We start from the raw sequence: 22,278 nt of genomic DNA on the forward strand, positions 1-22,278 counted from the left end.
TAGCCTTTTCGGGATTTTATTATCTTTGCACGATATGGAATTTACAGCCTCCCAGATTGCGGGTTTTATTGACGGAAAAATAATCGGCGACGAGAATGCGCTGATTTCCGGTGTTTCTCCCATAGAACGCGGTGAAAAAGGCCATTTGTCCTTTGTAGCGCAGGAAAGGTTTGCACCCTATCTGGAAACTACCGCCTGTTCGGTCCTTGTCGTTACAGAACGGCTTCTTTCAGACAAAAACTATGCTCCTACAATCATTGCGGTGGAGGATGCTTACCTGTCCTTTCAGGTGCTGATGAATATTTATGAGCAGATGCGCGGTAGGAAGTCCGGCATTGAGCAGGGCTCCAATATCCATGAAACAGCTGTCATCGGCGAGGATGTCTACATCGGTTCCTTTACCTATATCTCAGAAAAAGCCCGGATCGGGAAGGGTTCTCAGATTCATCCGCAGGTCTATATCGGTAAAAATGTGAAGATCGGCGAAAACTGCCGCATAGACAGTGGTGTCCGTATTTACGATTATTCAGTGGTGGGCGATAACTGCACCATTCATGCAAATACAGTGGTCGGAAGCGACGGTTTTGGTTTCCAGCCTTCTGCTGACGGTTATTCCAAGATTCCCCAATTGGGTAATGTGGTTATTGAAGACGATGTTGAAATTGGCTCCAACTGCTCCATAGACCGTGGTACCATCGGTTCTACCATCATCGGACGCGGTACGAAGATCGATAACCTGATCCAGATTGCTCATAATGTGAACATCGGAAAAAATAATGTGATTGCGGCGCAGGCCGGAATTGCAGGCTCTACAACTATTGGTGACTGGAATATGATTGGTGGCCAGGTGGGAATTGTAGGCCATATCAATATCGGAAATAAAGTGAGAGTGCAGGCACAGAGCGGTGTGAACTCCAATGCGAAGGACGGTGAAGTCCTTTATGGCTCGCCAGCTATCAACGCCGGGGATTACCGTCGCAATTACGTGCACTTCCGCAACTTCACCGATATCATAAAACGAATTAATAATCTTGAAAATAACTCAAAAGAACAATCCAATGAGTGATATGCAAAAAACCCTGAAAGAGGAGGTTTCTCTGTCCGGCAAGGGATTACATACAGGCAAGGAAGTTACACTAACCATTAAACCGGCAAAGGAAAATACCGGTTTTGTTTTTGTACGTACAGACCTGGAAGGCCACCCGCACGTAGAGGCAGATGTGAATCATGTGACTACTACCGACCGCGGTACCACGCTGGAGAAACTGGGAGTGCGTATCCATACCTGCGAGCATGTTCTGGCAGCATTGGTAGGTTGCGATATAGATAATGCTGTCCTGGAAATGAACAGTGCCGAACCGCCTATTATGGATGGTTCTTCTAAATTTTTTGTAGAAGCTATTGAAAATGCAGGTATCGAGGAGCAGGGAACTGCCCGCGAATATCTGGTGATTAAAGAAGTGATCTCCTATGTAGATTCTGCTACAGGCTCCGAAATTACGATGATCCCGTCGGATAATTACGAAGTCACCACTATGGTGGATTTCGGTACCAAAGTTTTGGGAACACAAAATGCTACCCTGAAGGATATTTCCGATTTCAAGGAAGAAATAGCTTCAAGCCGTACCTTTAGTTTCCTCCATGAGCTGGAAATGCTTTTGGATGCCGGACTTATTAAAGGCGGCGATATTTCCAATGCCATAGTGTATGTTGATAAAGAGCTTACCTCAGATACTGCCGAAAAACTTAAGAAAGCATTCAATAAAGACGATATTGCCATAAGGCCAAACGGCATTCTGGATAACCTGACCCTGAATCATCCCAATGAGGCGGCCAGACATAAACTGCTGGACGTGATCGGTGATTTGGCTCTGGTTGGTGTAAAACTTAAGGGAAAAGTTATTGCCAATAAGCCCGGACATTTTGTAAATACGCAGTTTGCCAAGAAACTGAACCGTCAGTGGAAACTGCAGCGCAAGAAAAACGTGCCGGATTTCGACATCCATAAACCACCTGTTTTTGATATTAACGGTATCATGAAGCTGATGCCACACCGTTACCCATTCCTGCTGATCGACAAGGTTCTGGAGCTTTCGGATACGCATGTTGTAGGATTAAAGAATGTAACCTTTAACGAACATTTTTTTGTAGGACATTTCCCCAAGGAACCGGTGATGCCGGGTGTACTTCAGGTAGAGGCTCTGGCCCAGACCGGTGGTATCCTGGTCCTGGCCAGCGTACCCGATCCGGAAAACTATTCCACCTACTTCATCAAGATAGATAAGGTGAAATTCAAGAAGAAAGTTATTCCCGGAGATACTATTATCTTCAAGATTGACCTGATCTCGCCGATAAGACGCGGCATCGTGCATATGCAGGGCTTCGGTTATGTGGGCGACAGTATTGTGGTGGAAGCAGAGTTAATGGCTCAGGTAGCTAAAAATACACCCACATAGATGATTCACCAGTTAGCAGCCGTAGATAAGCGGGCAAGAATAAAGAAAAATGTGATTGTTGAACCTTTCACAACAATCGCGGGTGACGTAGAAATTGGTGAAGGTACCTGGATCGGACCCAACGTGACCATCATGGATGGCGCACGCATTGGAAAGAACTGCCGCATTTTTCCCGGAACTGTAATTTCTGCTGTTCCGCAGGATCTTAAGTTTGATGGCGAAGATACTCAGGTAATCATTGGCGACGGTACTACCATCCGCGAATCGGTGACCATCAACCGAGGTACTAAAGCACTCGGCTATACTAAGCTGGGAAAAGACTGTCTGATTATGGCAACTTCCCATATTGCGCACGACTGCATAATAGGCAATAACGTTATCATTGTTAATGGCTGCGGTATTGCCGGCCATGTGGAAATTGGTGATCATACGGTAGTTGGCGGACTTTCAGCCATTCACCAGTTCGGAAAAGTAGGGAAGCATGTCATGATTTCGGGTGGTACTTTGGTGCGTAAGGATATCCCTTCGTATATCAAAGTGGCGCGCGAGCCCATGTCCTACGCCGGTATCAACTCTGTTGGCCTCAGAAGACGGGGATTCACCAATGAGAAGATTTTTGAAATTCAGAGGATTTACCGCTACCTCTACCAGATGAAGATGAACGTGTCACAGGCCGTAAGTCTTATTGAGAAGGAAATGTTGCCCACCGTGGAGCGTGACGAAATCCTGGAGTTCATTAAAAATTCGCCCCGCGGAATCGTAAAGGGTTACGGAACGGGAAAAGAATAAGTGGTATACCAATGAAAAAAACAGCATTCATTTTATTCTTTTTACCGGTTTTCGCTTTTTCGCAGCAGTTATCTTTAATGACGCAAGCGGCAAACGATTCACTGGCGAAAAAAAATGTCAATACTGTTTTACACTTCGCAAAAAAAAACTTTATAGAAAGCAGTTTCAGTTCATATTATGTGTCCGAAACCGCTTTAAATGTTTCAGAACTTAACCGAAATACCTACAACTTTAACACCCTGAACCGCAGTCTGTTTGTTGGCGAGCATATCGAAAACTTTATGCCGGCTTTCCCTAACAGAGCAACGGTTGAACACGTGCCAGCCGCACGACAGCTCCTCCAAATACAGATTTTGGACAAATAGTCAGTCCACCACACACAAAATGTACAATAATTTACAAACTAAATAATTAATGGCAACAAGCAACGATATTAAAAAAGGAATGTGTATTGAGTTCAGTAATGATATTTTCAAGATCATTGAATTTCTGCACGTTAAACCAGGAAAAGGACCCGCTTTCGTAAGGACTAAAATGAAGTCCGTAACCAACGGTAAAGTTCTTGAAAATACTTTTTCTGCAGGTCATAAGATCGACGAAGTAAAAGTGATCACCCGTAAATTCCAGTATCTGTACGAAGACGATAACGGTTTCCACTTTATGAACAACGACGATTTTGCCCAGATTTATCTGGACAAGGAGATGATCGAGAATGCTCAGTTCATGAAAGCAGGAGAGGAGGTAACCATCATCCTTAAAGATTCTGATGAAACTCCACTTTCTGCAGAGATTCCACCAACTGTGTTTCTTGATGTGGTTGAAGCTGATCCTGGTGTAAAAGGTAATACAGCAACAAACGCCTTGAAAAATGCCATAGTTGAAACCGGCGCTCGTATTATGGTTCCGCTTTTCATTGAAGCTGGTGACAAGATTAAAGTGAATACCGAAGACGGCAGCTACCTGGAGCGCGTTAAGTAATTCAGCTTCGGAGGTGTAATAACTACCGTATTCCAATCCAAAATTGATCAATGACATTTAACAAACCTCAGACTCTCGGAGATATTGCTCAGTTAACAGGCGCCACTATGGTTGGCGATGCAGACTTTGCTGTGTACGGAACGAACGAGATCCACCGCGTGAAAAACGGCGAGATCGTATTCGTGAACCATCCCAAATATTATGATGCTGCACTTAACTCGCCCGCAACAGTCATCCTGATTGATAAAGAAGTGGATTGTCCGGCTGGGAAGGTTCTTTTGATTTCAGATGATCCTTTCCGGGATTTCAACCTTATCAACACTCACTTCACGAAAATCTCTAACTTTCAGGAGGAACTTCATGATATAGAGGTAGGAGAGGGTAGTCGTATTCATCCATCGGCAGTCCTCGGAAATGAGATCAGGATCGGTAAAAACTGCATTATTTATCCCAATGTGGTCATTGGCGACAGAACTGTGATCGGCGACAATGTGATCATCCAGGCCAATACGGTTTTGGGTGGTGATGCTTTTTATTACAGAAAACTGAACAGTAACTATGACAGGCTGATTTCAGTTGGTAATGTGGTAATAGAAGACCGCGTTGAAATCGGCAATAACTGCAGCATTGACCGCGGTGTTACAGATTCAACCATCATAGGTGAAGGTTCGATGCTGGACAATCAGATCCAAATCGGGCATGATACGGTGATTGGAAAGAGAGTTCTTATTGCCTCACAAACCGGAATCGCCGGTTGCTGTATCATTGAGGACGATGTAACTGTTTGGGGTCAGGTAGGTATGGCTTCCGGCGTACGTGTAGCCTCCGGAACAGTTCTGCTTGCGAAATCCGGTGTGAACCGCGACCTGCCGAAAGGAACTTACTTCGGACCGCTGGCCGAAGAGTTCAGGCAGTATTTAAGAAAGGAGGTTAAGATTAAGAATTTATAAAAGCCTATTGGTGATCAACTAATTTTTCCTCAGGCAAAATAGTACAGAAGACGACAAAAAATCCAATATTATTGACTAATTTTGTGTGTCCAAAAAAATAAGTAATTAATTAAACAATATAACATGTCAGTATTAGTAAACAAAGATTCTAAAGTAATCGTACAGGGTTTTACAGGGAATGAAGGGACTTTCCATGCACAACAGATGATTGAGTACGGAACCAACGTGGTTGGCGGTGTAACTCCAGGTAAAGGTGGTTCTGAGCATTTGGGAAAACCGGTTTTTAATACCGTTGCCGAAACTGTAGAGAAAGCAGGTGCTGATGTATCCATTATCTTTGTACCGCCGGCGTTTGCTGCTGATGCGATTATGGAAGCTGCTGAAGCAGGTATCAAGGTGATCGTTTGTATTACTGAAGGTATTCCTGTTGCTGATATGGTGAAAGTGAAATCTTACCTTGCTGATAAGGACTGCCGTTTGATCGGGCCTAACTGTCCTGGAATCATCACTTCAGATGAAGCTAAGATCGGAATTATGCCAGGTTTCGTTTTCAAGAAAGGAAAAGTAGGAATCGTTTCCAAGTCAGGAACCCTTACTTACGAGGCTGCTGACCAGGTGGTGAAAGCCGGTTACGGTGTTTCTACTGCGATTGGTATCGGAGGTGACCCAATCATTGGTACAACTACAAGAGAAGCTTTGGAACTTTTCATTAACGACCCGGAAACTGAAGCGGTTGTAATGATCGGTGAAATTGGCGGTAACCTTGAAGCTGAAGCTGCAAGATGGTACAAAGCCAGCGGTTCTACTAAGCCGGTTGTTGGTTTCATCGCAGGTCAAACTGCTCCTAAAGGTAGAACAATGGGTCACGCAGGTGCGATTGTTGGTGGCGACGAAGATACTGCGCAGGCAAAAATGGCCATTATGCGTGAGAACGGTATTAACGTAGTAGATTCTCCTGCAGATATCGGTGTTACAGTAGCTAAGGTGTTAGGTTAAGAAACCTTACTTATAAATATAAAGACTGTTCCTTTGGGAGCAGTCTTTTTTTGTTAAAAAATCAGGCAGGGTTAATTCACTTTTTCGAAAAGATGCTTTTCACTCCACTGAAGGATATTCTGAAGCACCGGTATAAGGTCGCGGCCCTTGTCTGTAATTCGGTAATGGTAAATCAGTTTATTTGTTTCGCTGTTCGTTTTTGTCAGCAGTTTCTGGTTCACCAGTTTCTCCAGTCTTTGTGCCAGCGTGTTGGTCGCAATTCCTTCCTCCATTTTGGAGAGTTCACCAAAAGTCGTCTTACCGTAAAATGCAATGTCGCGCAGGATGAGCAGTGTCCATTTATCTCCAAAAACATCAAGACCCCGGGCCAGGGGGCAAAACGAGCGGTAATTCTGCATAGTAAACTGATTGTATAGTAAAGTTATGAAAATTTGCCCTGAATAACTAAATATGCATACTAATTATGACGGATGTGTGTGGATTCAATAACTGAAATCAGAACATTAATCGTTTCAATAATCCTGTTTTAGGATTTGGAGCTTTAAATCTGAAATTTTTGTTTTCATTTTATTAATGCGCCATAAACTTCTTCCAAAAAAAAGGTGCAGAAATAAATTCCGCACCCAGATCTTTGCTTGAAAACCAAGTGTTTCTACACGTTCACATTTTCCAGGATCACGGCATAGCCCTGTCCCACGCCCACGCACATGGTAGCCAGTGCATATTTCTTACGGGTCTTGTTTAATTCCAGTGCCGCGGAATAGGTAATCCTGGCTCCGCTCATGCCGAGCGGATGGCCCAGGGCGATGGCGCCTCCGTTCACGTTCACCCGCGCATCATCGCTGGCAATTCCCAGTTCCTTCAGGCAGGCAATGCTCTGTGCAGCAAAGGCTTCGTTAAGTTCAATAAGGTCAATATCTTCCAGTGTAAGTCTGGCACGTTTTAATGCCAGCTTACTAGCTTCTACCGGACCGATTCCCATAATGCGGGGTTCCACACCAACAACCGCGGAGCTTACAATTCGCGCCAGTGGATTTAGACCGTAATTTCTGGTCGCCTCGCCGGAAGCGATGAGTACCGCAGCTGCACCATCATTCAGTCCGGAAGCATTTCCGGCAGTCACCGATCCGTTTTCCTTCACGAAGGCAGGCTTCAGTTTTGCAAGAACTTCCATGGAAGTAGCGGGTTTTATAAATTCGTCTGTGTTTACAGTTTTGGGTTCACCCTTACGTTGTGGAATAACGATATCTGTAATTTCCTCAGCAAATCTTCCGCTTTCGCGGGCCTTAGTGGCTTTCATCTGAGAATTTAGCGCAAACTGATCCTGCTCTTCTCTGGAGATGCCATACATTTCTGCCAGATTTTCAGCGGTCTTACCCATTGCTTCGGTTCCGAATATCTTTGCCATTTCCGGGTTGATGAATCTCCAGCCAAAACTGGAATCGTACATTTTCTGGTCGGTGGCAAAGGAACCTTCCGCTTTGGACAGCACAAAGGGCGCACGGGACATACCTTCTACTCCGCCAGCAATAAATACATCGCCCTCGCCGGCGCGTATGGCTCTCATTGCCTGTACCACGGCACTCATTCCGGAAGCACAAAGTCTGTTCACAGTTTCGCCGGGAACTGTTACCGGCAGGCCTGCTAAAAGCAGTGACATCCTTGCGATATTCCGGTTGTCTTCGCCGGCCTGATTGGCGCAGCCTATGATTACATCATCAATTTTGTCCTGAGGTAAGCCTGGATTTTTATCCATCAATCCTTTGATTACGGTGGCCATCAAATCGTCGGTCCTTACCGCCGCCAGGCTCCCTTTAAAGTTTCCGATTGGGCTTCGGGTACCGTCAATAATATATGCTTCTTTATTCATTTTAATAGATCATTTTTTAAGGTCAAAAAGATACGAACTTTTAATTTTTCTCCTGCAACCATATAACCGCCGCTATTTTAAGAGTTTATATTCAAACATAAGAACGCGTTTGTACGCAAACTTAATGATATAGGCTGTTATCAGCGTGATCAGCAGTCCAATCAGGCAACCTGCAAGTACGCTGAGAAAACGGTCAACTGGTGCCATGAAGCCATCATTTGGCTTCTCAATCAGGATAATGATCATGGCAACAACGGCAGTCCTGGCAACGGTGAGCAGATTGAAAAGTCGACACAGTATTGCCGCAAGAGTAATTCCTGCCAGCACTTTATAATATGTGCCGAGTGGCAGGTAAATAGGAAGAAAACCCGAGAAAGCACCAATAAGGTTGGCTTTCACCCGTTCCATTGACAGCCTCTTGGAATCTTTACCTTCCGGCGAAATAACAAGTACAATAGAAAGGAGCGCCCAAAAGAGATCAAAACGCGGAAATGTAAGCATAAGAAAGTAACCTGCGGAGAAACCGATGATGCACCGCAGGATATAAATGACAGTCGGCGAAAATGCCGCTTTCCGTACGCTCCTAAATGTAATCATCCAGATATGTCTTCCTTAAAAATTGCAGCCGTCTTTCGCCGGACTTCCTCCAGTGTAGATCCGGGCATTATTTCAGTTAAAGTAAGTTGCCCCTCAATAAACCGGAAAACAGCGAGGTCGGTAATCAGCACATCAACAGCATTTAAAGCTGTTAAAGGTAAATCGCAGTCCTGTACGATTTTAGAGGTGCCGTCTTTTTCTGTATGCATCATTGTAATGATCAGTTTCTTCGCGCCTGAAGCCAGGTCCATAGCTCCTCCCACACCCAGCAGAGGTTCGCCGGGCACGGCCCAGTTTGCCAGGTTACCGGCAGTATCAACCTGCAGGCCACCCATCACCGCGGTATCCACATGTCCACCACGAATCATAGCGAAGGAATCAGTACTGTCAAAGTAAGATGTTCCCGGCAGTGCCGTAACCGGTATTTTTCCTGCGTTTACAGGATAATCCATCGCACCGCCACCATCAGCCGGTGCGGGACCAACGCCCAGCATTCCGTTCTCCGTGTGCAGAATTACTTCATGTTCGGGCGAGATCAGGTCGGCAACCAAGGTCGGAATACCGATGCCTAAATTTACAACATCGCCTTTCTGCAGTTCAGCTAAGGCGCGGCGGGCCATGTTCATTCTTTTTTCTGAAACCACTTTGGATTTGCTTACGGAACCTGAGCTTCCGAGTTCCTCTAAAGTGGTATGTGCTTCTACCAGATAGTCAATATAGCAACCCTGGGTGTGAATGTTTTCGGCCGCTATTCCGCCTACCGGCACTATTTCTTCCACCTCAGCAATTACAAGGTCGGCCGCGGTTGCAAAAGCGCGGTTAAAGTTCTGTTCTGTCATGCGGTACTGCAGATTACCGGCCGTATCGGCACGCCAGGCCCGTATAAAAGCTACGTTTCCGCGTATTGCGGGTACAAAGACCATCTCCTGGCCGTTAATTACCTTGGTTTCTTTGCCTTTGGCAATATCAGTCCCCGCAGAAGTTACGGTATAGAAGCCGCCAATACCTGCGCCGCCGGCACGCACCGCCTCGGCCAGAGTTCCCTGAGGGATAAGTTCATACTCTACCTTTCCATCCTGAGCAGCTTTTACTGCTTCAGGATTTGAGGTGAAAAAGGAGCCTGTCATTTTGCGGATCTGCCCGTTCCGAAGCAGTCTGCCTCCGCCCAGTCCGGGTTCACCTACATTGTTTCCGATGAAGGTCAAATCTTTTGTTGTAGTTTCAGCCAGGGCATGCATCAGGTGCACAGGATTTCCGGTCATTCCGAAACCACCCTGTAATAAAGTGTCACCGTTCTTCACAAATGCTGCAGCCTCCTGCGCCGTTATTTGGGGTACATTTTTCATAAAAATTATATATTTACATTCAGCCTCTACCAAGGAACCGAAGCACTGCTTCATTAAACTCCTTTGGTCTTTCAAATGCGGACAGATGCCGTGCATTCAGGATTACCAGCTGTGAATTTTTTATTTGACTGTGCATATTTCGGGCATCCTCTGTTGTGGTTACCGGATCCCCACTGCCAGCCACGATTAACACAGGTTGGTCAATTTCTTTAAGATTCTCCCGGAAGTCAGTATCCCGTACCATCGCACAGTTGGATTGGTAGCCGGCAGGAGAATTATCCATGAAACGAGATAATATTTCTGAAACTTCCTCCTTTTCAGTTTGAATAAAATCATCAGTAAACCATTTGATTGCAGTTCCATCTGCCACAGGTTTCAGACCTTCGCGACCAACCAGGTCGATACGGTCGTTCCAGCTTTTTTCGTCACCGATTTTAGGTGATGTGTTGCACAGGATAACCTTTTCCACCTTGCTTCCGCCATTAATGGCCAGCCACTGACCGATAAGTCCACCCATGGACAGTCCGCAAAAATGAAATTTATCAATTCCCAGCTTTATCGTAAGCTGCAAAATGTCGTTTCCGAGAAGTTCTGCAGAATAATCCCCACTAGTAGCCTCACTATGTCCGTGCCCGCGGGTATCATAAAAAAGCAGGTTAAAATGTGCCGACAGCGCTTCTTCCTGGCCGGCCCACATGCTGAACTGTGTGCCCAGTGAATTGGAGAAAACCAATGTTTCGGGTTTTCCACTGTTAATCAGTTTGTAGTTAATCTCTGCGTTGTTGACGGTAATTTTGGGCATGATGAAATTTATGGATTAAACGCCAAAACTCCACATCCTGAAATGAAGAGTTTGGAACGTGTCAGTTCATAGATCAAGCGGTTTGGTAGGCTGCCCTCTTACGGTGATTTTCACCATTATCAGGTGCAACCTTTTCTTTAATGACCGAAAAGTTAAAGGTGGCCTGTGCGTATGGCTCCTTTTCATAGCCTTTAGCTTCTGCTTCTTCGGCAGTATGTCTGGTAATATGCGGCACCAATTCTTCACGGGTAGCGAAGGCGAAATCGTCATAAGTCAATGGGTCACCTTCAATATTTATTTGTGTAGTCAGTTTTCTGTATTCCGGATGGCTTACAAAAAAGTGAATGTGTGCAGGTCTGGCGCCATGCCTTCCCAGCATAGTCATCAAACGCTCCGAGGGGCTTCCCGGAGGGCAGGCATACCCAGGCGGCAGTACAGTTTTAAATCTGTATTTTCCGTCAGCGCCAATTCTAATAGCTCGTCGGAGATTAAACGCAGTCTGGCTGGTGTCAAAGTAGGAATACATTCCGTTTCCGTTACAGTGCCACACTTCCAGCAGGGCGGCTTCCACAGGATTACCATCAATATCCTTCACTTCGCCTTCCATATAAAATCTTTCCAGGTGCCGGTTCTCTTCAGTATTATTTTCAAGCTCTGCGTAGGTATCTGTTTCCGGCGCACCTGCCACATATAACGGTCCTTCAATTGTGCGCGGAGTGACCCCCTGGATGCCCGCCTCCTGATCGGCATGGTCTTCCATCACATCAATGAAATGCTCAATTCCGGTGCCGGCGAAAATAAGTCCCCACTGGTTGGTCTCACCAATTTCCCGAAGGAAATCTGCTGCATGCCACATTTCCTCAGAGGTAATATTCAGGTCTACCATGGCATAGAAAAGATCTTTAAGCAGTCTGTTGGTAATTTCCTTTACGCGTGGGTTCCCTTCGCCTTCTTTTTCTTTGGAGATTATTTTTGTCAAAACCTCATCTATCTGTTCTCTTGTCATCATAATTATTTTGTTTTAGTGTTAATATTTTAAAGTAAATTTTCGTTTATCGCATTGGGATGTCTGCAGATGCCGGTCACTTTAATATCCATGTATGGGAAAAGCGGCAGCGAACTTAATATCTCATGCAGCTCGTCCGGACTCTCTACGTCAAGTACGCTGATGTTGGAATACCGTCCTGCAACCCGCCAGAGGTATTTCCATTTGCCGGTTTTTTGCCATTTTTGCGAGGTTTCCCTCTCTCTTTCCATAAAGGATTTCACTTTGTCTTCGTCCCAGGTATCCGGAAGGCGAACATCCATTTCAACTACGTATATCATTTTTATTTTCTTTTAAAGTGGTTAAGTTTATCTTCATCAATTTCGATCCCCAAGCCGGGACCCTTAGGAACTTCAAGTGCGCAATCCTTATAAATAATAGGATTGACCACGATATCGTCGGTTAGCAGCATCGGTCCGAAAAGTTCAGTTCCCCATTCCAGGTTAGGGAATGTGCTGAATACATGTGCTGCCGCTACCGACCCGATGGTTCCCTCCAACATGGTTCCGCCGTAGAGACTGACATCAGATGCGTCTGCCATTGCAGCAATATTGCCAGCGTTGTAGAGGCCGCCACTCTTCATAATTTTAACAGCGAACACGCTTCCACCTCTTATTTTGCAGAGTTTCATTGCGTCCCCGGTAGTCGCTACCGCTTCATCTGCCATGATTGGCACATGAAAGAAATCCGTAAGTCTTGCCAAACCGTCAAAGTTGGTCTTCACGATCGGCTGTTCTATCAGATCAATGCCGTTTTCCTGTAATTCCGTGATCCACGTCCTGGCAGTAGATTCGCTCCATGCCTGATTAATATCTACAGTGATCCGTATATCCGATCCCAGGGCCTTTTTTATTGCCACCACATGAGCCACATCCTTTTTCGGTTCGTTACTGCCTATCTTCAGTTTAAAAGTATTGTGCCGGTTGATGGTTGTCAGATGTTGGGCTTCTTCAATATCCTTGTCGGTATCACCACTTGCCAGCGTCCACAAAACCGGCAGTTTTTCATTAACTGATCCTCCAAGAAGTTCCGCAACGGACACGCCGAGCCTTTTACCCTGTGCGTCCAGGAGTGCTGTTTCAATCCCGGCTTTGGCAAAGGTGTTTCCCTGCACATTCTTATTAATGGTTTTCATAACACTGTTAATGTTGGCAGCCTCTTTTCCAATGATTAGCGGAGCTATATAACGGTCAATGGTCAACTGGATGGATTCAGGCGATTCGGGTCCGTAGGACATGCCGCCAATTGTTGTAGATTCGCCCCAGCCAACCACGCCGTCAGATGAGCGTATTTTGATAACGACCATGGTTTGGTGCATCATGGTGGCCATGGAAAGTTTGTGCGGACGGATCGTAGGAAGGTCAACGATAAACGTCTCGACCGCGGTTATGGTAGGATAATTCAGCATATAAGTAAGGTAATTTGCACAGACCGTTTAGTCTGATAAACAATTCATTACCCGAAATTACCAACTTTGCCGGTGGGAGAATAGGATTTATTCAGCGATTAATAGGACTTTTTATAAAACTGCTGAATTTTATATTCAAAAAAAGGCAATAATGTAATGTTTGAAGTGTTATTCAGCGTAATCCGGAACGGTATTCCTTCGGCGTTAAACCGGTTTTCTGCTTGAACAGGCGCGAGAAATAGCTGGGATCATCGATGTCAAACCTGTAAGAGACCTCAGAAATGCTCAGGTCATGATTTTTAAGCGCAGCTTTAATATTCAGGATTAAGAAGTCCAGAATAACTTCTTTTGGGGATTTGCCCGCTATGGCTTTACAAATCTGACTTAGTAACGCCACCGTGATGCCCAGATCCTGAGCATAATCTTCAATCCGCTTCTTTATAGAACTGTTTTCCTGCACGAGCTTTCTGAAATTTCTGAAAATACTGCGCTCATTCTGATTTAACGTATGAATCACCGTTTGATGGGAATGGTTGATTCTGTAAAGTCTCAGCAAGAGCATCCCAACAAGGTATTGCAGTGCCAGGTCTTTGCCTGCCAGATTACTTTGGTATTCCAGTATGCATTTCTGCAGGGTAGCGTAGGCATCATTGACCACAGAAATGTCCTGTGCTGTCTCTGTAATGCTTATGGTGTCCAGTTCATAGATCACCTCCACATCGTAGCGAAGCATTTTTTCAACTGCATTTGCCGAAAGTGAAACCAAATGGCCTTTGGACCCGCTTTCAAACTCCAGTCCGTGAACTACCGATTGCGGTATTGTAATTATGGAAGGTTTATTCACATAAAAATGTTCATTATTGGCCGTGAGTCTTACTGTTCCCTCCTCAATTACGAAGATCTGAAACAGATTTCTGTGCGCGTGGGATGAAATAGAATAACCAATCAGTGAGAACATTTCGTCCAGTGACACGATATTGATGATGTCGCGAACCAGCTTTATGTCCTGCTGACCAAAAATCCCATTGTAGTAAACCTTCATTATTTAAAATTACAGATTTATGTTGAATGGCTACGCTTATTTTTAATCAGTAAGAATTATAAAATAGGTATTTATGCGCCGTAACGGCTTTTCCGTTCAAACTGACGGTTAATGACAAGTGATTTCAGAAATGGCGGAACAAAGCGGCTTGCATGTAAGAAGGACTGATTCAGTAATCCGGGAATTATTGTTGTTTCGTTTCGGAACATACGGTCTATTGTTACTCTTGCAAGTTTTTCAGGATTAAGAACAGATTTACGGGCCAGACCTTTCATTTCTGAAATTATTTGTGTTGAATTAGGATTACTCGTAACGCCACCAGGGCAAACCAAAACGACTTTTATACCTGATCCTTTCAATTCGCACCGTAAGGAATTGCTGAAAGAATGGATAAATGCTTTTGAGGCAACGTAACTTACTTTTTCCGGAATGCAGAAAAAGCCTCCCAGGCTGCCCATATTCAGAATATAGGATGGGCCGCTTTTCTTAAGATTGCCGAGCAGTACTCTGGTGATAATTGTAGTATTTACCACATTGACCATAAGTTGCTTTCTGTAAAATTCCGGTGGCAGGTTTTCAAATATTTCTTTGGAACCTATACCTGCATTATTGATCAGGATATTGATGCTGAATCCGTTTGTGGTGACCCATTTTTCAATTTCAGCGGGTGCATTTTCCTCAGAAAGATCCAGACCCAGTGTGTGGCAGATCACGCCATGACGTTCCTGAATTTTTTCAGAATAGGAATGCAGTATTTCATCCGGCAGTGCAACGATCAAAAGGTTATGTCCACGTGATGCCAACTCTTCAGCAAAGGCTGCGCCGATTCCCGAGCTTCCTGCTGTAATCAGTGCAAATTTACTGTCGGTATTCATTGTCTGTAATGCTGTCATAGGTTTGTTTTAGGCCTTCTTCAAAGTTACGGTATCTGTACCCCAGTTCGTTCTGTGCTTTTGAAGCGTCCAATGCGTAATTATAGCTGTATTTCTTTATCCATTTGGGAGTGATCGGCGGTGGTGTTCCTGTTATTTTCTCCCTTAAAACCATAAGATGCCCCCCCAATAACATTATTGGTAGCGGAGCATGGAAAAGCCGGTAGTTTTTGCCGGTGATTTTCTTCATGATGCCAAAGAATTCATTGTAAGAAAGATTTTCTCCAGACAGGATATAACGCTGGCCGGGCCGTCCGTGCTCCATTGCCAAAAGATGACCTGCGGCCACATCTTCTACATGGACATAGCTGCCGATTCCTTTGCCGTCACCCGGAATAACCCGCCATTTTCCAGCATCGTAAAGTTTAAGCATCCGTGTAATGGAATTGCTTTCCTGATCTACTCCCGGACCATAGATCCGCGGGGGATTCACGATTACAATATCCATGTTTTTCTCTTTTACATACTGAAGACAAAGTTCTTCAGCCTGCGTTTTGGAATCTTCATACTCGTTCATTATCTCACCAATCCGCTCGTCGTCCTCCTTCACCGGTCTGCTGACTGAAGGTCCCAATACACCGGCGGTAGATGTGAAAAGTGTTTTCTGAATTCCAAGACGGTGTGCAATATCCAGGATATTCTGCACAGCACGCAAATTAATCTGATAGTAGGTATCCGGGTTTTTTGCCCAGGGTTTTGCATAAGCAGCCAGATGATAAACTTGTTCGCAACCCAGCATCGCAGCAGCAACTGCATCTGAATCGGTAATGTCGCCTTTAAATTTTACCAGATTAATGTGGTCTTCCAGATCATCTGGATTCCGGCAAAGTGCATGCACGGTTTCGCCCTTATCCAGCAGCATGGCTTTAACATATGAACCGATATAGCCCGTAGCACCAGTCATGAATATTTTCATTGGCTTATTTTGGTTTTTGCAGGCTCAAAATACGCAAAAATTAGGCCTTAGGCATAAGATTTAACGCATTATTATTGTGTTCCGTTTTCAAATGGTCTTCTTCCTGTAGGAGATATCGGAACATGAAGGCCGTACAGCCTCAGGCGTCAGTTAAGGTGGTTCTGCTATTTTATAAACTCTTTTATTTACCTAAATTTGTAGGAACAATCAATATCCATGGACGAAGAAAAAAAACCACTCAACTTTATTGAGCAAATTATAGAAGAGGATCTTGCTAACGGACTGCCGAAAGAAAAGCTGAGGTTCCGCTTTCCGCCGGAACCAAACGGTTATCTGCATGTTGGACATACCAAAGCCATTTGCATAAATTTTGGCCTTGGCGAAAAATATAGCGCCCCGGTAAACCTAAGGTTCGACGATACCAATCCGGAAAAAGAAGAGCAGGAGTTTGTAGATGCTATAAAGGCTGATATAGACTGGCTGGGATTCAAATACGATAAGGAACTGTACGCTTCAGATTATTTTGATAAGCTTTACGACTGGGCAGTTCAAATGATAAAAGACGGTAAGGCGTACGTTGACGAGCAGCCTTCTGAGGATATCACGGCACAGCGTAAAAATCCTTTTGAAGACGGTGTTGAATCTCCGTACCGGAACCGCCCTGCGGAAGAGAGTCTTGATCTTTTTGAGCGGATGAAAAACGGTGAGTTTGAAGAAGGCGCCATGTCTTTACGGGCAAAGATCGATATGAAATCGCCAAATATGAATATGCGTGACCCCGTTATGTATAGGATTCTGAAGCGTCCGCACCACAGAACAGGTGAGAAATGGAAGATCTATCCTATGTACGACTGGGCACATGGTGAGTCTGATTATATAGAACAGATTTCCCATTCACTTTGCTCCCTGGAGTTTGAAAACCACCGTCCGCTCTATGACTGGTATCTGGATCAGGTTTATGAGGACAATACGGTTCGTAACAAGCAGCGCGAGTTTGCCAGAATGAATGTATCCTATATGATAACTTCCAAGAGGAAACTTCAGCGCCTGGTAGCTGAAAATGTGGTTACAGGTTGGGATGACGCCCGTATGCCCACCATTTCCGGCATGCGCAGGCTTGGATATACACCCACTTCAATCAGGAATTTTATTGAAAGGGTAGGTGTGGCAAAAAGAGAGAACCTTATAGATATCCAGTTACTTGAATTCTCCGTTCGCGAGGATCTTAACAAAGTAGCAACGAGAGTGATGGCAGTGGTAGATCCTGTGAAACTCGTTATTGAGAATTATCCCGAAGATGGTGAAGAGTGGTTGGAAACGGAGAATAATCCTGAGCAGGAAGACGCGGGCATCCGTGAAGTTCCTTTCGCCAGAGAACTTTATATTGAGCGTGAAGATTTTCAGGAAGAGGCTAATAAAAAGTTCTTCAGGCTCAAACTTGGTGGTGAAGTTCGGCTAAAATCGGCCTATATAATTAAAGCTGAGCGCGTGGATAAGGACGAAAATGGTGAAATCATTACCATTTACGCTACTTACGATGCAAAAAGCAAGTCCGGAAGCGGCACCGAGGAAAGCCTGAGAAAAGTAAAAGGGACGCTGCACTGGGTGTCGGCAAAGCACGCATTACCCATTGAAGTACGCATCTTCGACCGTCTCTTCACGACTCAGCAACCCGATGCTGAAAAAGAGACTGATTTTATGGAATTCATAAATCCGGACAGTCTTAAAATTGTAGAAGGTTTTGCGGAGCCAAGTCTGCAGGACGCGGCGATAGGGCACCCTTACCAGTTTCAGAGAATCGGATATTTCACCAAAGACAAAGATTCAACTTCGGAAAAGCTGGTCTTTAACAGAACCGTTACTCTGAAAGACGGTTATAAACCAGCATAATAAAAGAACTCCGGAATTAACCGGAGTTCTTTTATTAAACGGTACCTCTCACGAAGAGCTGTTGTCGTAATTTTCTGAACATCAGCCTGTAGCCAACGCGGATTTTAGTGTAAAGTGAAGTTTTCATAATTGTATGTTTTTGTCGTATAAAGATAGTGATTTCTAATTATACTGCAAATTGTATTATTTTAAATTTATAATAACATAATGTTAATAGAATAATCCTGAATTTTAACTCATTTCTATGATAAAAATTTTCCGCCTTACGCTTACTTTGCTACCCCTCTTTTCATGCGCCCAGATAAGCGATTCTGCACAATTAATATCAGAAGTTAAGATTGAGGCACACCGTAAACCTGTGTCTCTTATTGCATCAACAAAATCTGTCTCAGTTGCCGGACCGGCTTTATTAAATCAAAATCCACCGGACAGACTGTTGGAGTCGGTTAATCTGCTTCCGGGAGCACGCATGGAAGAACGATCACCCGGAAGTTACCGTTTTGCTGTCCGTGGAAGCGCTTTGAGGTCTCCTTTTGGTGTACGCAACGTAAAGATCTATCTGGACGATTTTCTGCTTACAGATGCCGGCGGCAATACCTATCTTAATCTTCTTGATCCAGAAATAATCAGCAAAATTGAAGTCTATAAAGGCCCTGAAGGTGGTGAATTTGGTTCGGTCACTGGTGGCACAGTTCAGTTGAGTACACAGAGAGCAAGCGGTAAAAGTGTGGCCTTTTCCGGTGGTGAATTTCAAAATTATAAAGGCAGTCTGAGGCTTGCTGATGAAGCCGGGAAACATACGTATCAGCTTTTTACCGGCTACCAGAGCACTCAGTCCTACCGCGAGCAGTCGGCACTGGAAAGAAGGATAGTTTATCTTACGGACCGGTTTCAGTATTCAGACAAAGGAAATTTAGGGTTCATGTTCCTTAACTCAGATCTTCATTACGAAACTCCAGGTGGGCTTACATTTGAACAGAAGCAGGCAAACCGGCGGCAGGCCAGACCCGGTACCGCCGTTATGCCCGGAGCATTGTCTCAGCAGGCCGGAATCTATAATAGAATGGTTTTAGGGGGCATCTCGCACCGTTACAGAATTACGCCAGCCTTCAGCCATTTCATATCGGTTCAGGGCAGCTATACTGACTTCAGGAATCCTTTCATCACCAATTATGAGCAGCGTTACGAACGTAATCTGGCCTTCCGGACCCATTTTAATTTTGAAACAGCCACTTCAAACAGTTTTTTTCAGACACGTGTAGGTGCAGAAGGTGGTAGCAACAGATCAGTAATCCGGAATTTTGATAATGATGCCGGAATTCCCGGTGCTCCTCAAAACTTTGATGATATCTCCGCCGAAAGCGGTTTTATCTATCTAAGTCAGAAGGCTGAATTTTCTGACCGACTTTTTTTGGACGCTTCTGTTAGTCTCAACATAACCAGATACCGTTGGGAAGGAATCTTTCCAAACCATATTTCCGCCGTGAGACAACTGGATACAGAAGTTCTGCCAAGTCTCGGAATTTCTTACGTTCTGATGCCCGGCTGGTCCGTTCGGGCTAAGATCAGTAAAGGCAACTCTGCACCGACAATAGAAGAGTTACGGTCATCCACACAACGGTTTAACACGGATTTGGCAGCAGAATACGGCTGGAACCGTGAGCTTGGAATTCGGAAGCAGTTTGGTAACAGTCTCTTCCTGGAAGTAAGTCTTTTTGATTTCCGCCTGAAAGATGCCATTGTCCGCCGCCAGACCGACGGTGGGCAGGAATATTTCCTAAACGCGGGATCCACCGTTCAGCAGGGGCTGGAAACGGTGTTGGAGACGAAACCGTTTCAACTGGATACTCAACTTTTAAAGTCCGTTAAGTTTTGGCTGTCCGGCAGTTTCTATGATTTCAGATTTAAGGATTTCAAACAGAATGAAAATGATTATTCCGGGAACAGACTTACCGGTGTTCCCATGCAAACTGTCCAAAGCCTTGTTTCATTAAAATTATGGCATTATATAGGAATCGACTGGGCACACTACTACACTTCTGAAATTGCACTGAATGACAGTAATACGGTTGTTTCCGAACCCTCTCTGGTATCAAATATCACTCTTAGTTTTCCGTGGAGTACATCCTTTTTCAAGGCAGATCTTAACTTTACTGTTATGAACTTATATAACAGTGAGTACAGTTTAGGGCACGATATCAATGCTTTTGGCAGCCGTTTTTATAATCCTGCTGCAAAGAGGAATATTTCAGCCGGCATCCGCTTCCGTTTCTGATTGCCACAGTTTTTGCATACCTAACCCTATGAAAAAGCTGTTAATGCCTATAATTGGCGTATTCATGCTGATCAGCTGCGAAAAAGAAGCTGCAGCATCCGGAACTGTGCAAACAGTTGGTGACCCAGCGATTGCAAAATCAGACACCTTAAACCTGCGCGAGAATGAAACTGCTGAAATTCAGTCAGCCAGTTCCATTAAGAGTGCGAATGACAGGATCTTGAATATTCTTCAACAGAAAGATTATTGGGAACTCGGCTCATATATTCATCCCGAGAAAGGGGTCCGGTTTACAATGTATGCTTATGTGAGACCTGATAAAGACAAAGTTTTCAGTTTAGCCGATTACCGCAGGTACATCAATACTGAAGTGAAATTTACTTTTGGCGAAAAAGACGGGAGCGGTGACCTATATGTAGCTACGCTCAAGACTTATCTTGATAAATGGGTTTATAAACGAGATTTCGCAACTGGCACGTATTACGAAAATACATTCCGCGGAACTGGGAACTCACTTAATAACCTGAAGGAAATTTATCCGGCTCTTAATTTTACTGAAAATTATATTGAGGGTTCACAAAAATACGGCGGCATGGACTGGAATGCACTGCGGCTAGTTTTCGAGGAGTTCAACGGCAGATATTATCTGGTGGCCGTAATTAACGATGAATGGACCATCTGACTTTTTACTTTTGAGTTTCGTTCTTCAGTAACTCAGCCAACTTGGTTGTGAGATTTTTTCTGGAGAATTTAGATACATCACGGTTTATAACAGATACTTCTCCGTTCTTCCATTTTGAGAACTCAGTCAGGACAAAAGTTTTAATTTCCTCATGTGTAACATCATAAGAAAAATGGCTGCCGGCGCCGGTTTCAGTCAGTATGCTTCTTACATCGCTTTCTTTTGGTCCAAAAGAAAGTATGCTGTTTCCTGTGGCCAGATATTCAAATATTTTTCCCGGAATAATTCCCTGTGACTGATCGTTCGGAAAATTGGTGATAAGCAGCAAGTGTGAGGTCTGCATTTCCTGCTGCGAGGCAGCGTGATTAATATAGCCAAAGTTCCGTACATATTTATTGAGTTCCAGAGTGGCGATGTTTGAGAGTATCTTATCATCAATTCGGCCTACAAATTTCAGTTCAAAATTGGATCTGAATTCGGAATCAGATTTCACAAGATCTTCCAAAACATCCCAAAGTATTTCAGGATTCCTCAACTGCTCCAAAACACCGATATAACTCAGTGTGAAATTCTGGTTTCGTGCTCTATTACCCTTTGCCATCCCATCAAAACCATTGGTGATACAGAATGCGTTGGCGCCGTTTTTTCTGAAATTCTCAGCATCGGTATAGCTGGTAGCCAAGGTGAGGTCAGCACCTTCAAAAACCTGTTTTTCAAGTTTGCTGTGCTTTTTATCTGCTGCTTCGGTAAGTTTAAGATGTTTATAATAGGAAATTTCGGTCCAGGGGTCGCGGAAATCCGCAATCCATGTCAGTTTCGGAAATGTTTTTTTCAGCTCGAGTCCAATCAGGTGCAGTGAGTGGGGTGGTCCGGTGGTAACTATTGCGTCAAAATGATTTTCTTTCAGATATTTCTTCAGGTATTTTACCGAAGGTTTTACCCAGAAAACACGTGCATCCGGAATAAAGAAATTTCCTCTGACCCAGATGGAGAGTTTGGACTTCCAGTTCTGGTTTTTGCCCACGTCGAACTGGCCGGCTTTAAATTTTTTATTGTCCTTACCGAAGATCTCTGCCAGCTGGTAAGGTTCCCAGATTTTGGTTCTTATTATCTCCAGATCCTTAGAAACTTCATCTGCCAGTGTGTCGTCAATAATCGGATAGCTGGGATTTTCAGGCGTAAAAACAGTAGGTGTCCAGCCGTTTTCAGGTAAGTATTTTGCGAACTTTAGCCAGCGCTGCACACCCGGACCACCGGCGGGTGGCCAGTAATAGGTGATTATGAGAACTTTTTTGTCGTCCAAA

Annotated in this window: 22 protein-coding genes; 10 read left to right on the forward strand and 12 right to left on the reverse strand. The window is 44.4% G+C overall.

The genetic code is table 11. The features are described from left to right. Positions 1 to 34 precede the first annotated feature (34 nt). The 7 genes from lpxD to sucD all read left to right on the forward strand — a co-directional run bounded on the left by lpxD (position 35) and on the right by sucD (position 6,169). Positions 35 to 1,066, forward strand: a complete 1,032-nt coding sequence (gene lpxD, locus H1R16_RS11080; RefSeq protein WP_181886485.1) for a UDP-3-O-(3-hydroxymyristoyl)glucosamine N-acyltransferase — start codon at positions 35 to 37, stop codon at positions 1,064 to 1,066. Then, positions 1,059 to 2,456 carry a bifunctional UDP-3-O-[3-hydroxymyristoyl] N-acetylglucosamine deacetylase/3-hydroxyacyl-ACP dehydratase gene (locus tag H1R16_RS11085; protein WP_181886484.1) on the forward strand — a complete coding sequence of 466 codons (1,398 nt, stop codon included), beginning with the start codon at positions 1,059 to 1,061 and terminating at the stop codon, positions 2,454 to 2,456. The genes lpxD and H1R16_RS11085 overlap by 8 nt, the downstream gene beginning before the upstream one ends. Then, positions 2,457 to 3,245: an acyl-ACP--UDP-N-acetylglucosamine O-acyltransferase gene (gene lpxA, locus H1R16_RS11090; RefSeq protein ID WP_181886483.1), complete on the forward strand. Its 789-nt coding sequence runs from the start codon at positions 2,457 to 2,459 to the stop codon at positions 3,243 to 3,245. Between the two features lie 11 nt (positions 3,246 to 3,256). Next, a complete protein-coding gene (locus H1R16_RS11095) occupies positions 3,257 to 3,610 on the forward strand; it encodes a hypothetical protein (protein WP_181886482.1) in 354 nt (117 codons plus the stop codon). A gap of 49 nt (positions 3,611 to 3,659) precedes the next feature. Continuing rightward, on the forward strand, positions 3,660 to 4,223 hold the full coding sequence (gene efp, locus H1R16_RS11100) for an elongation factor P (RefSeq protein ID WP_181886481.1): 564 nt from the start codon (positions 3,660 to 3,662) through the stop codon (positions 4,221 to 4,223). Between the two features lie 50 nt (positions 4,224 to 4,273). Beyond that, a complete protein-coding gene (locus tag H1R16_RS11105) occupies positions 4,274 to 5,173 on the forward strand; it encodes an LpxD N-terminal domain-containing protein (protein WP_181886480.1) in 900 nt (299 codons plus the stop codon). Between the two features lie 123 nt (positions 5,174 to 5,296). Beyond that, entirely contained in the window at positions 5,297 to 6,169 is an 873-nt protein-coding gene (gene sucD, locus H1R16_RS11110; protein WP_181886479.1) for a succinate--CoA ligase subunit alpha, read from the forward strand. A gap of 71 nt (positions 6,170 to 6,240) precedes the next feature. Here sucD and H1R16_RS11115 read toward each other — a convergent pair whose 3' ends face one another. From H1R16_RS11115 to H1R16_RS11165, 11 genes are all read right to left on the reverse strand, one after another. Beyond that, positions 6,241 to 6,567, reverse strand: coding sequence for a winged helix-turn-helix transcriptional regulator (locus H1R16_RS11115; RefSeq protein ID WP_181886478.1), 327 nt, complete (start codon positions 6,565 to 6,567; stop codon positions 6,241 to 6,243). Positions 6,568 to 6,821: 254 nt separating this feature from the next. Beyond that, the gene (pcaF, locus tag H1R16_RS11120) at positions 6,822 to 8,039 is read right to left on the reverse strand and encodes a 3-oxoadipyl-CoA thiolase (RefSeq protein WP_181886477.1); all 1,218 of its coding nucleotides are present in this window, start codon (positions 8,037 to 8,039) and stop codon (positions 6,822 to 6,824) included. 72 nt (positions 8,040 to 8,111) lie between these two features. Next, positions 8,112 to 8,636 (reverse strand): FUSC family protein, encoded by a 525-nt coding sequence (locus tag H1R16_RS11125; protein ID WP_181886476.1) that lies wholly within the window; start codon positions 8,634 to 8,636, stop codon positions 8,112 to 8,114. After that, positions 8,633 to 9,982, reverse strand: coding sequence for a 3-oxoacid CoA-transferase (locus tag H1R16_RS11130; RefSeq protein ID WP_181886475.1), 1,350 nt, complete (start codon positions 9,980 to 9,982; stop codon positions 8,633 to 8,635). The genes H1R16_RS11125 and H1R16_RS11130 overlap by 4 nt, the downstream gene beginning before the upstream one ends. Positions 9,983 to 10,001: 19 nt before the next feature. Next, a complete protein-coding gene (gene pcaD / locus H1R16_RS11135) occupies positions 10,002 to 10,784 on the reverse strand; it encodes a 3-oxoadipate enol-lactonase (protein ID WP_181886474.1) in 783 nt (260 codons plus the stop codon). A gap of 73 nt (positions 10,785 to 10,857) precedes the next feature. Beyond that, the gene (locus tag H1R16_RS11140; RefSeq protein WP_228451046.1) at positions 10,858 to 11,793 is read right to left on the reverse strand and encodes a dioxygenase family protein; all 936 of its coding nucleotides are present in this window, start codon (positions 11,791 to 11,793) and stop codon (positions 10,858 to 10,860) included. A 26-nt stretch (positions 11,794 to 11,819) separates the two neighbouring features. Beyond that, a complete protein-coding gene (gene catC / locus H1R16_RS11145; RefSeq protein ID WP_181886473.1) occupies positions 11,820 to 12,110 on the reverse strand; it encodes a muconolactone Delta-isomerase in 291 nt (96 codons plus the stop codon). A gap of 2 nt (positions 12,111 to 12,112) precedes the next feature. Continuing rightward, positions 12,113 to 13,237 (reverse strand): muconate/chloromuconate family cycloisomerase, encoded by a 1,125-nt coding sequence (locus H1R16_RS11150; RefSeq protein ID WP_181886472.1) that lies wholly within the window; start codon positions 13,235 to 13,237, stop codon positions 12,113 to 12,115. 172 nt (positions 13,238 to 13,409) lie between these two features. After that, positions 13,410 to 14,279, reverse strand: coding sequence for an AraC family transcriptional regulator (locus tag H1R16_RS11155; protein ID WP_181886471.1), 870 nt, complete (start codon positions 14,277 to 14,279; stop codon positions 13,410 to 13,412). A gap of 71 nt (positions 14,280 to 14,350) precedes the next feature. Then, on the reverse strand, positions 14,351 to 15,172 hold the full coding sequence (locus tag H1R16_RS11160) for an SDR family NAD(P)-dependent oxidoreductase (RefSeq protein ID WP_181886470.1): 822 nt from the start codon (positions 15,170 to 15,172) through the stop codon (positions 14,351 to 14,353). After that, positions 15,138 to 16,127, reverse strand: a complete 990-nt coding sequence (locus tag H1R16_RS11165; RefSeq protein ID WP_181886469.1) for an NAD-dependent epimerase/dehydratase family protein — start codon at positions 16,125 to 16,127, stop codon at positions 15,138 to 15,140. Before H1R16_RS11165 ends, H1R16_RS11160 begins: the two co-directional genes overlap by 35 nt. 216 nt (positions 16,128 to 16,343) lie before the next feature. Here H1R16_RS11165 and H1R16_RS11170 point away from each other — a divergent pair, with 216 nt between their 5' ends. The 3 genes from H1R16_RS11170 (at position 16,344) to H1R16_RS11180 (ending at position 20,974) form a co-directional block, all read left to right on the forward strand. Beyond that, positions 16,344 to 18,017 (forward strand): glutamine--tRNA ligase/YqeY domain fusion protein, encoded by a 1,674-nt coding sequence (locus tag H1R16_RS11170; protein ID WP_181886468.1) that lies wholly within the window; start codon positions 16,344 to 16,346, stop codon positions 18,015 to 18,017. Positions 18,018 to 18,261: 244 nt separating this feature from the next. Further along, positions 18,262 to 20,292, forward strand: a complete 2,031-nt coding sequence (locus H1R16_RS11175; RefSeq protein ID WP_181886467.1) for a TonB-dependent receptor — start codon at positions 18,262 to 18,264, stop codon at positions 20,290 to 20,292. 28 nt (positions 20,293 to 20,320) lie between these two features. Beyond that, a complete protein-coding gene (locus tag H1R16_RS11180) occupies positions 20,321 to 20,974 on the forward strand; it encodes a hypothetical protein (RefSeq protein WP_181886466.1) in 654 nt (217 codons plus the stop codon). A 4-nt stretch (positions 20,975 to 20,978) separates the two neighbouring features. Here the strand turns inward: H1R16_RS11180 and H1R16_RS11185 are convergent, their stop codons facing one another. Further along, positions 20,979 to 22,277, reverse strand: coding sequence for a glycosyltransferase family protein (locus tag H1R16_RS11185; RefSeq protein WP_181886465.1), 1,299 nt, complete (start codon positions 22,275 to 22,277; stop codon positions 20,979 to 20,981). Position 22,278: the final 1 nt, after the last annotated feature.

This window comes from Marnyiella aurantia (assembly GCF_014041915.1).
In the GTDB taxonomy this organism is placed as follows: domain Bacteria; phylum Bacteroidota; class Bacteroidia; order Flavobacteriales; family Weeksellaceae; genus Marnyiella; species Marnyiella aurantia.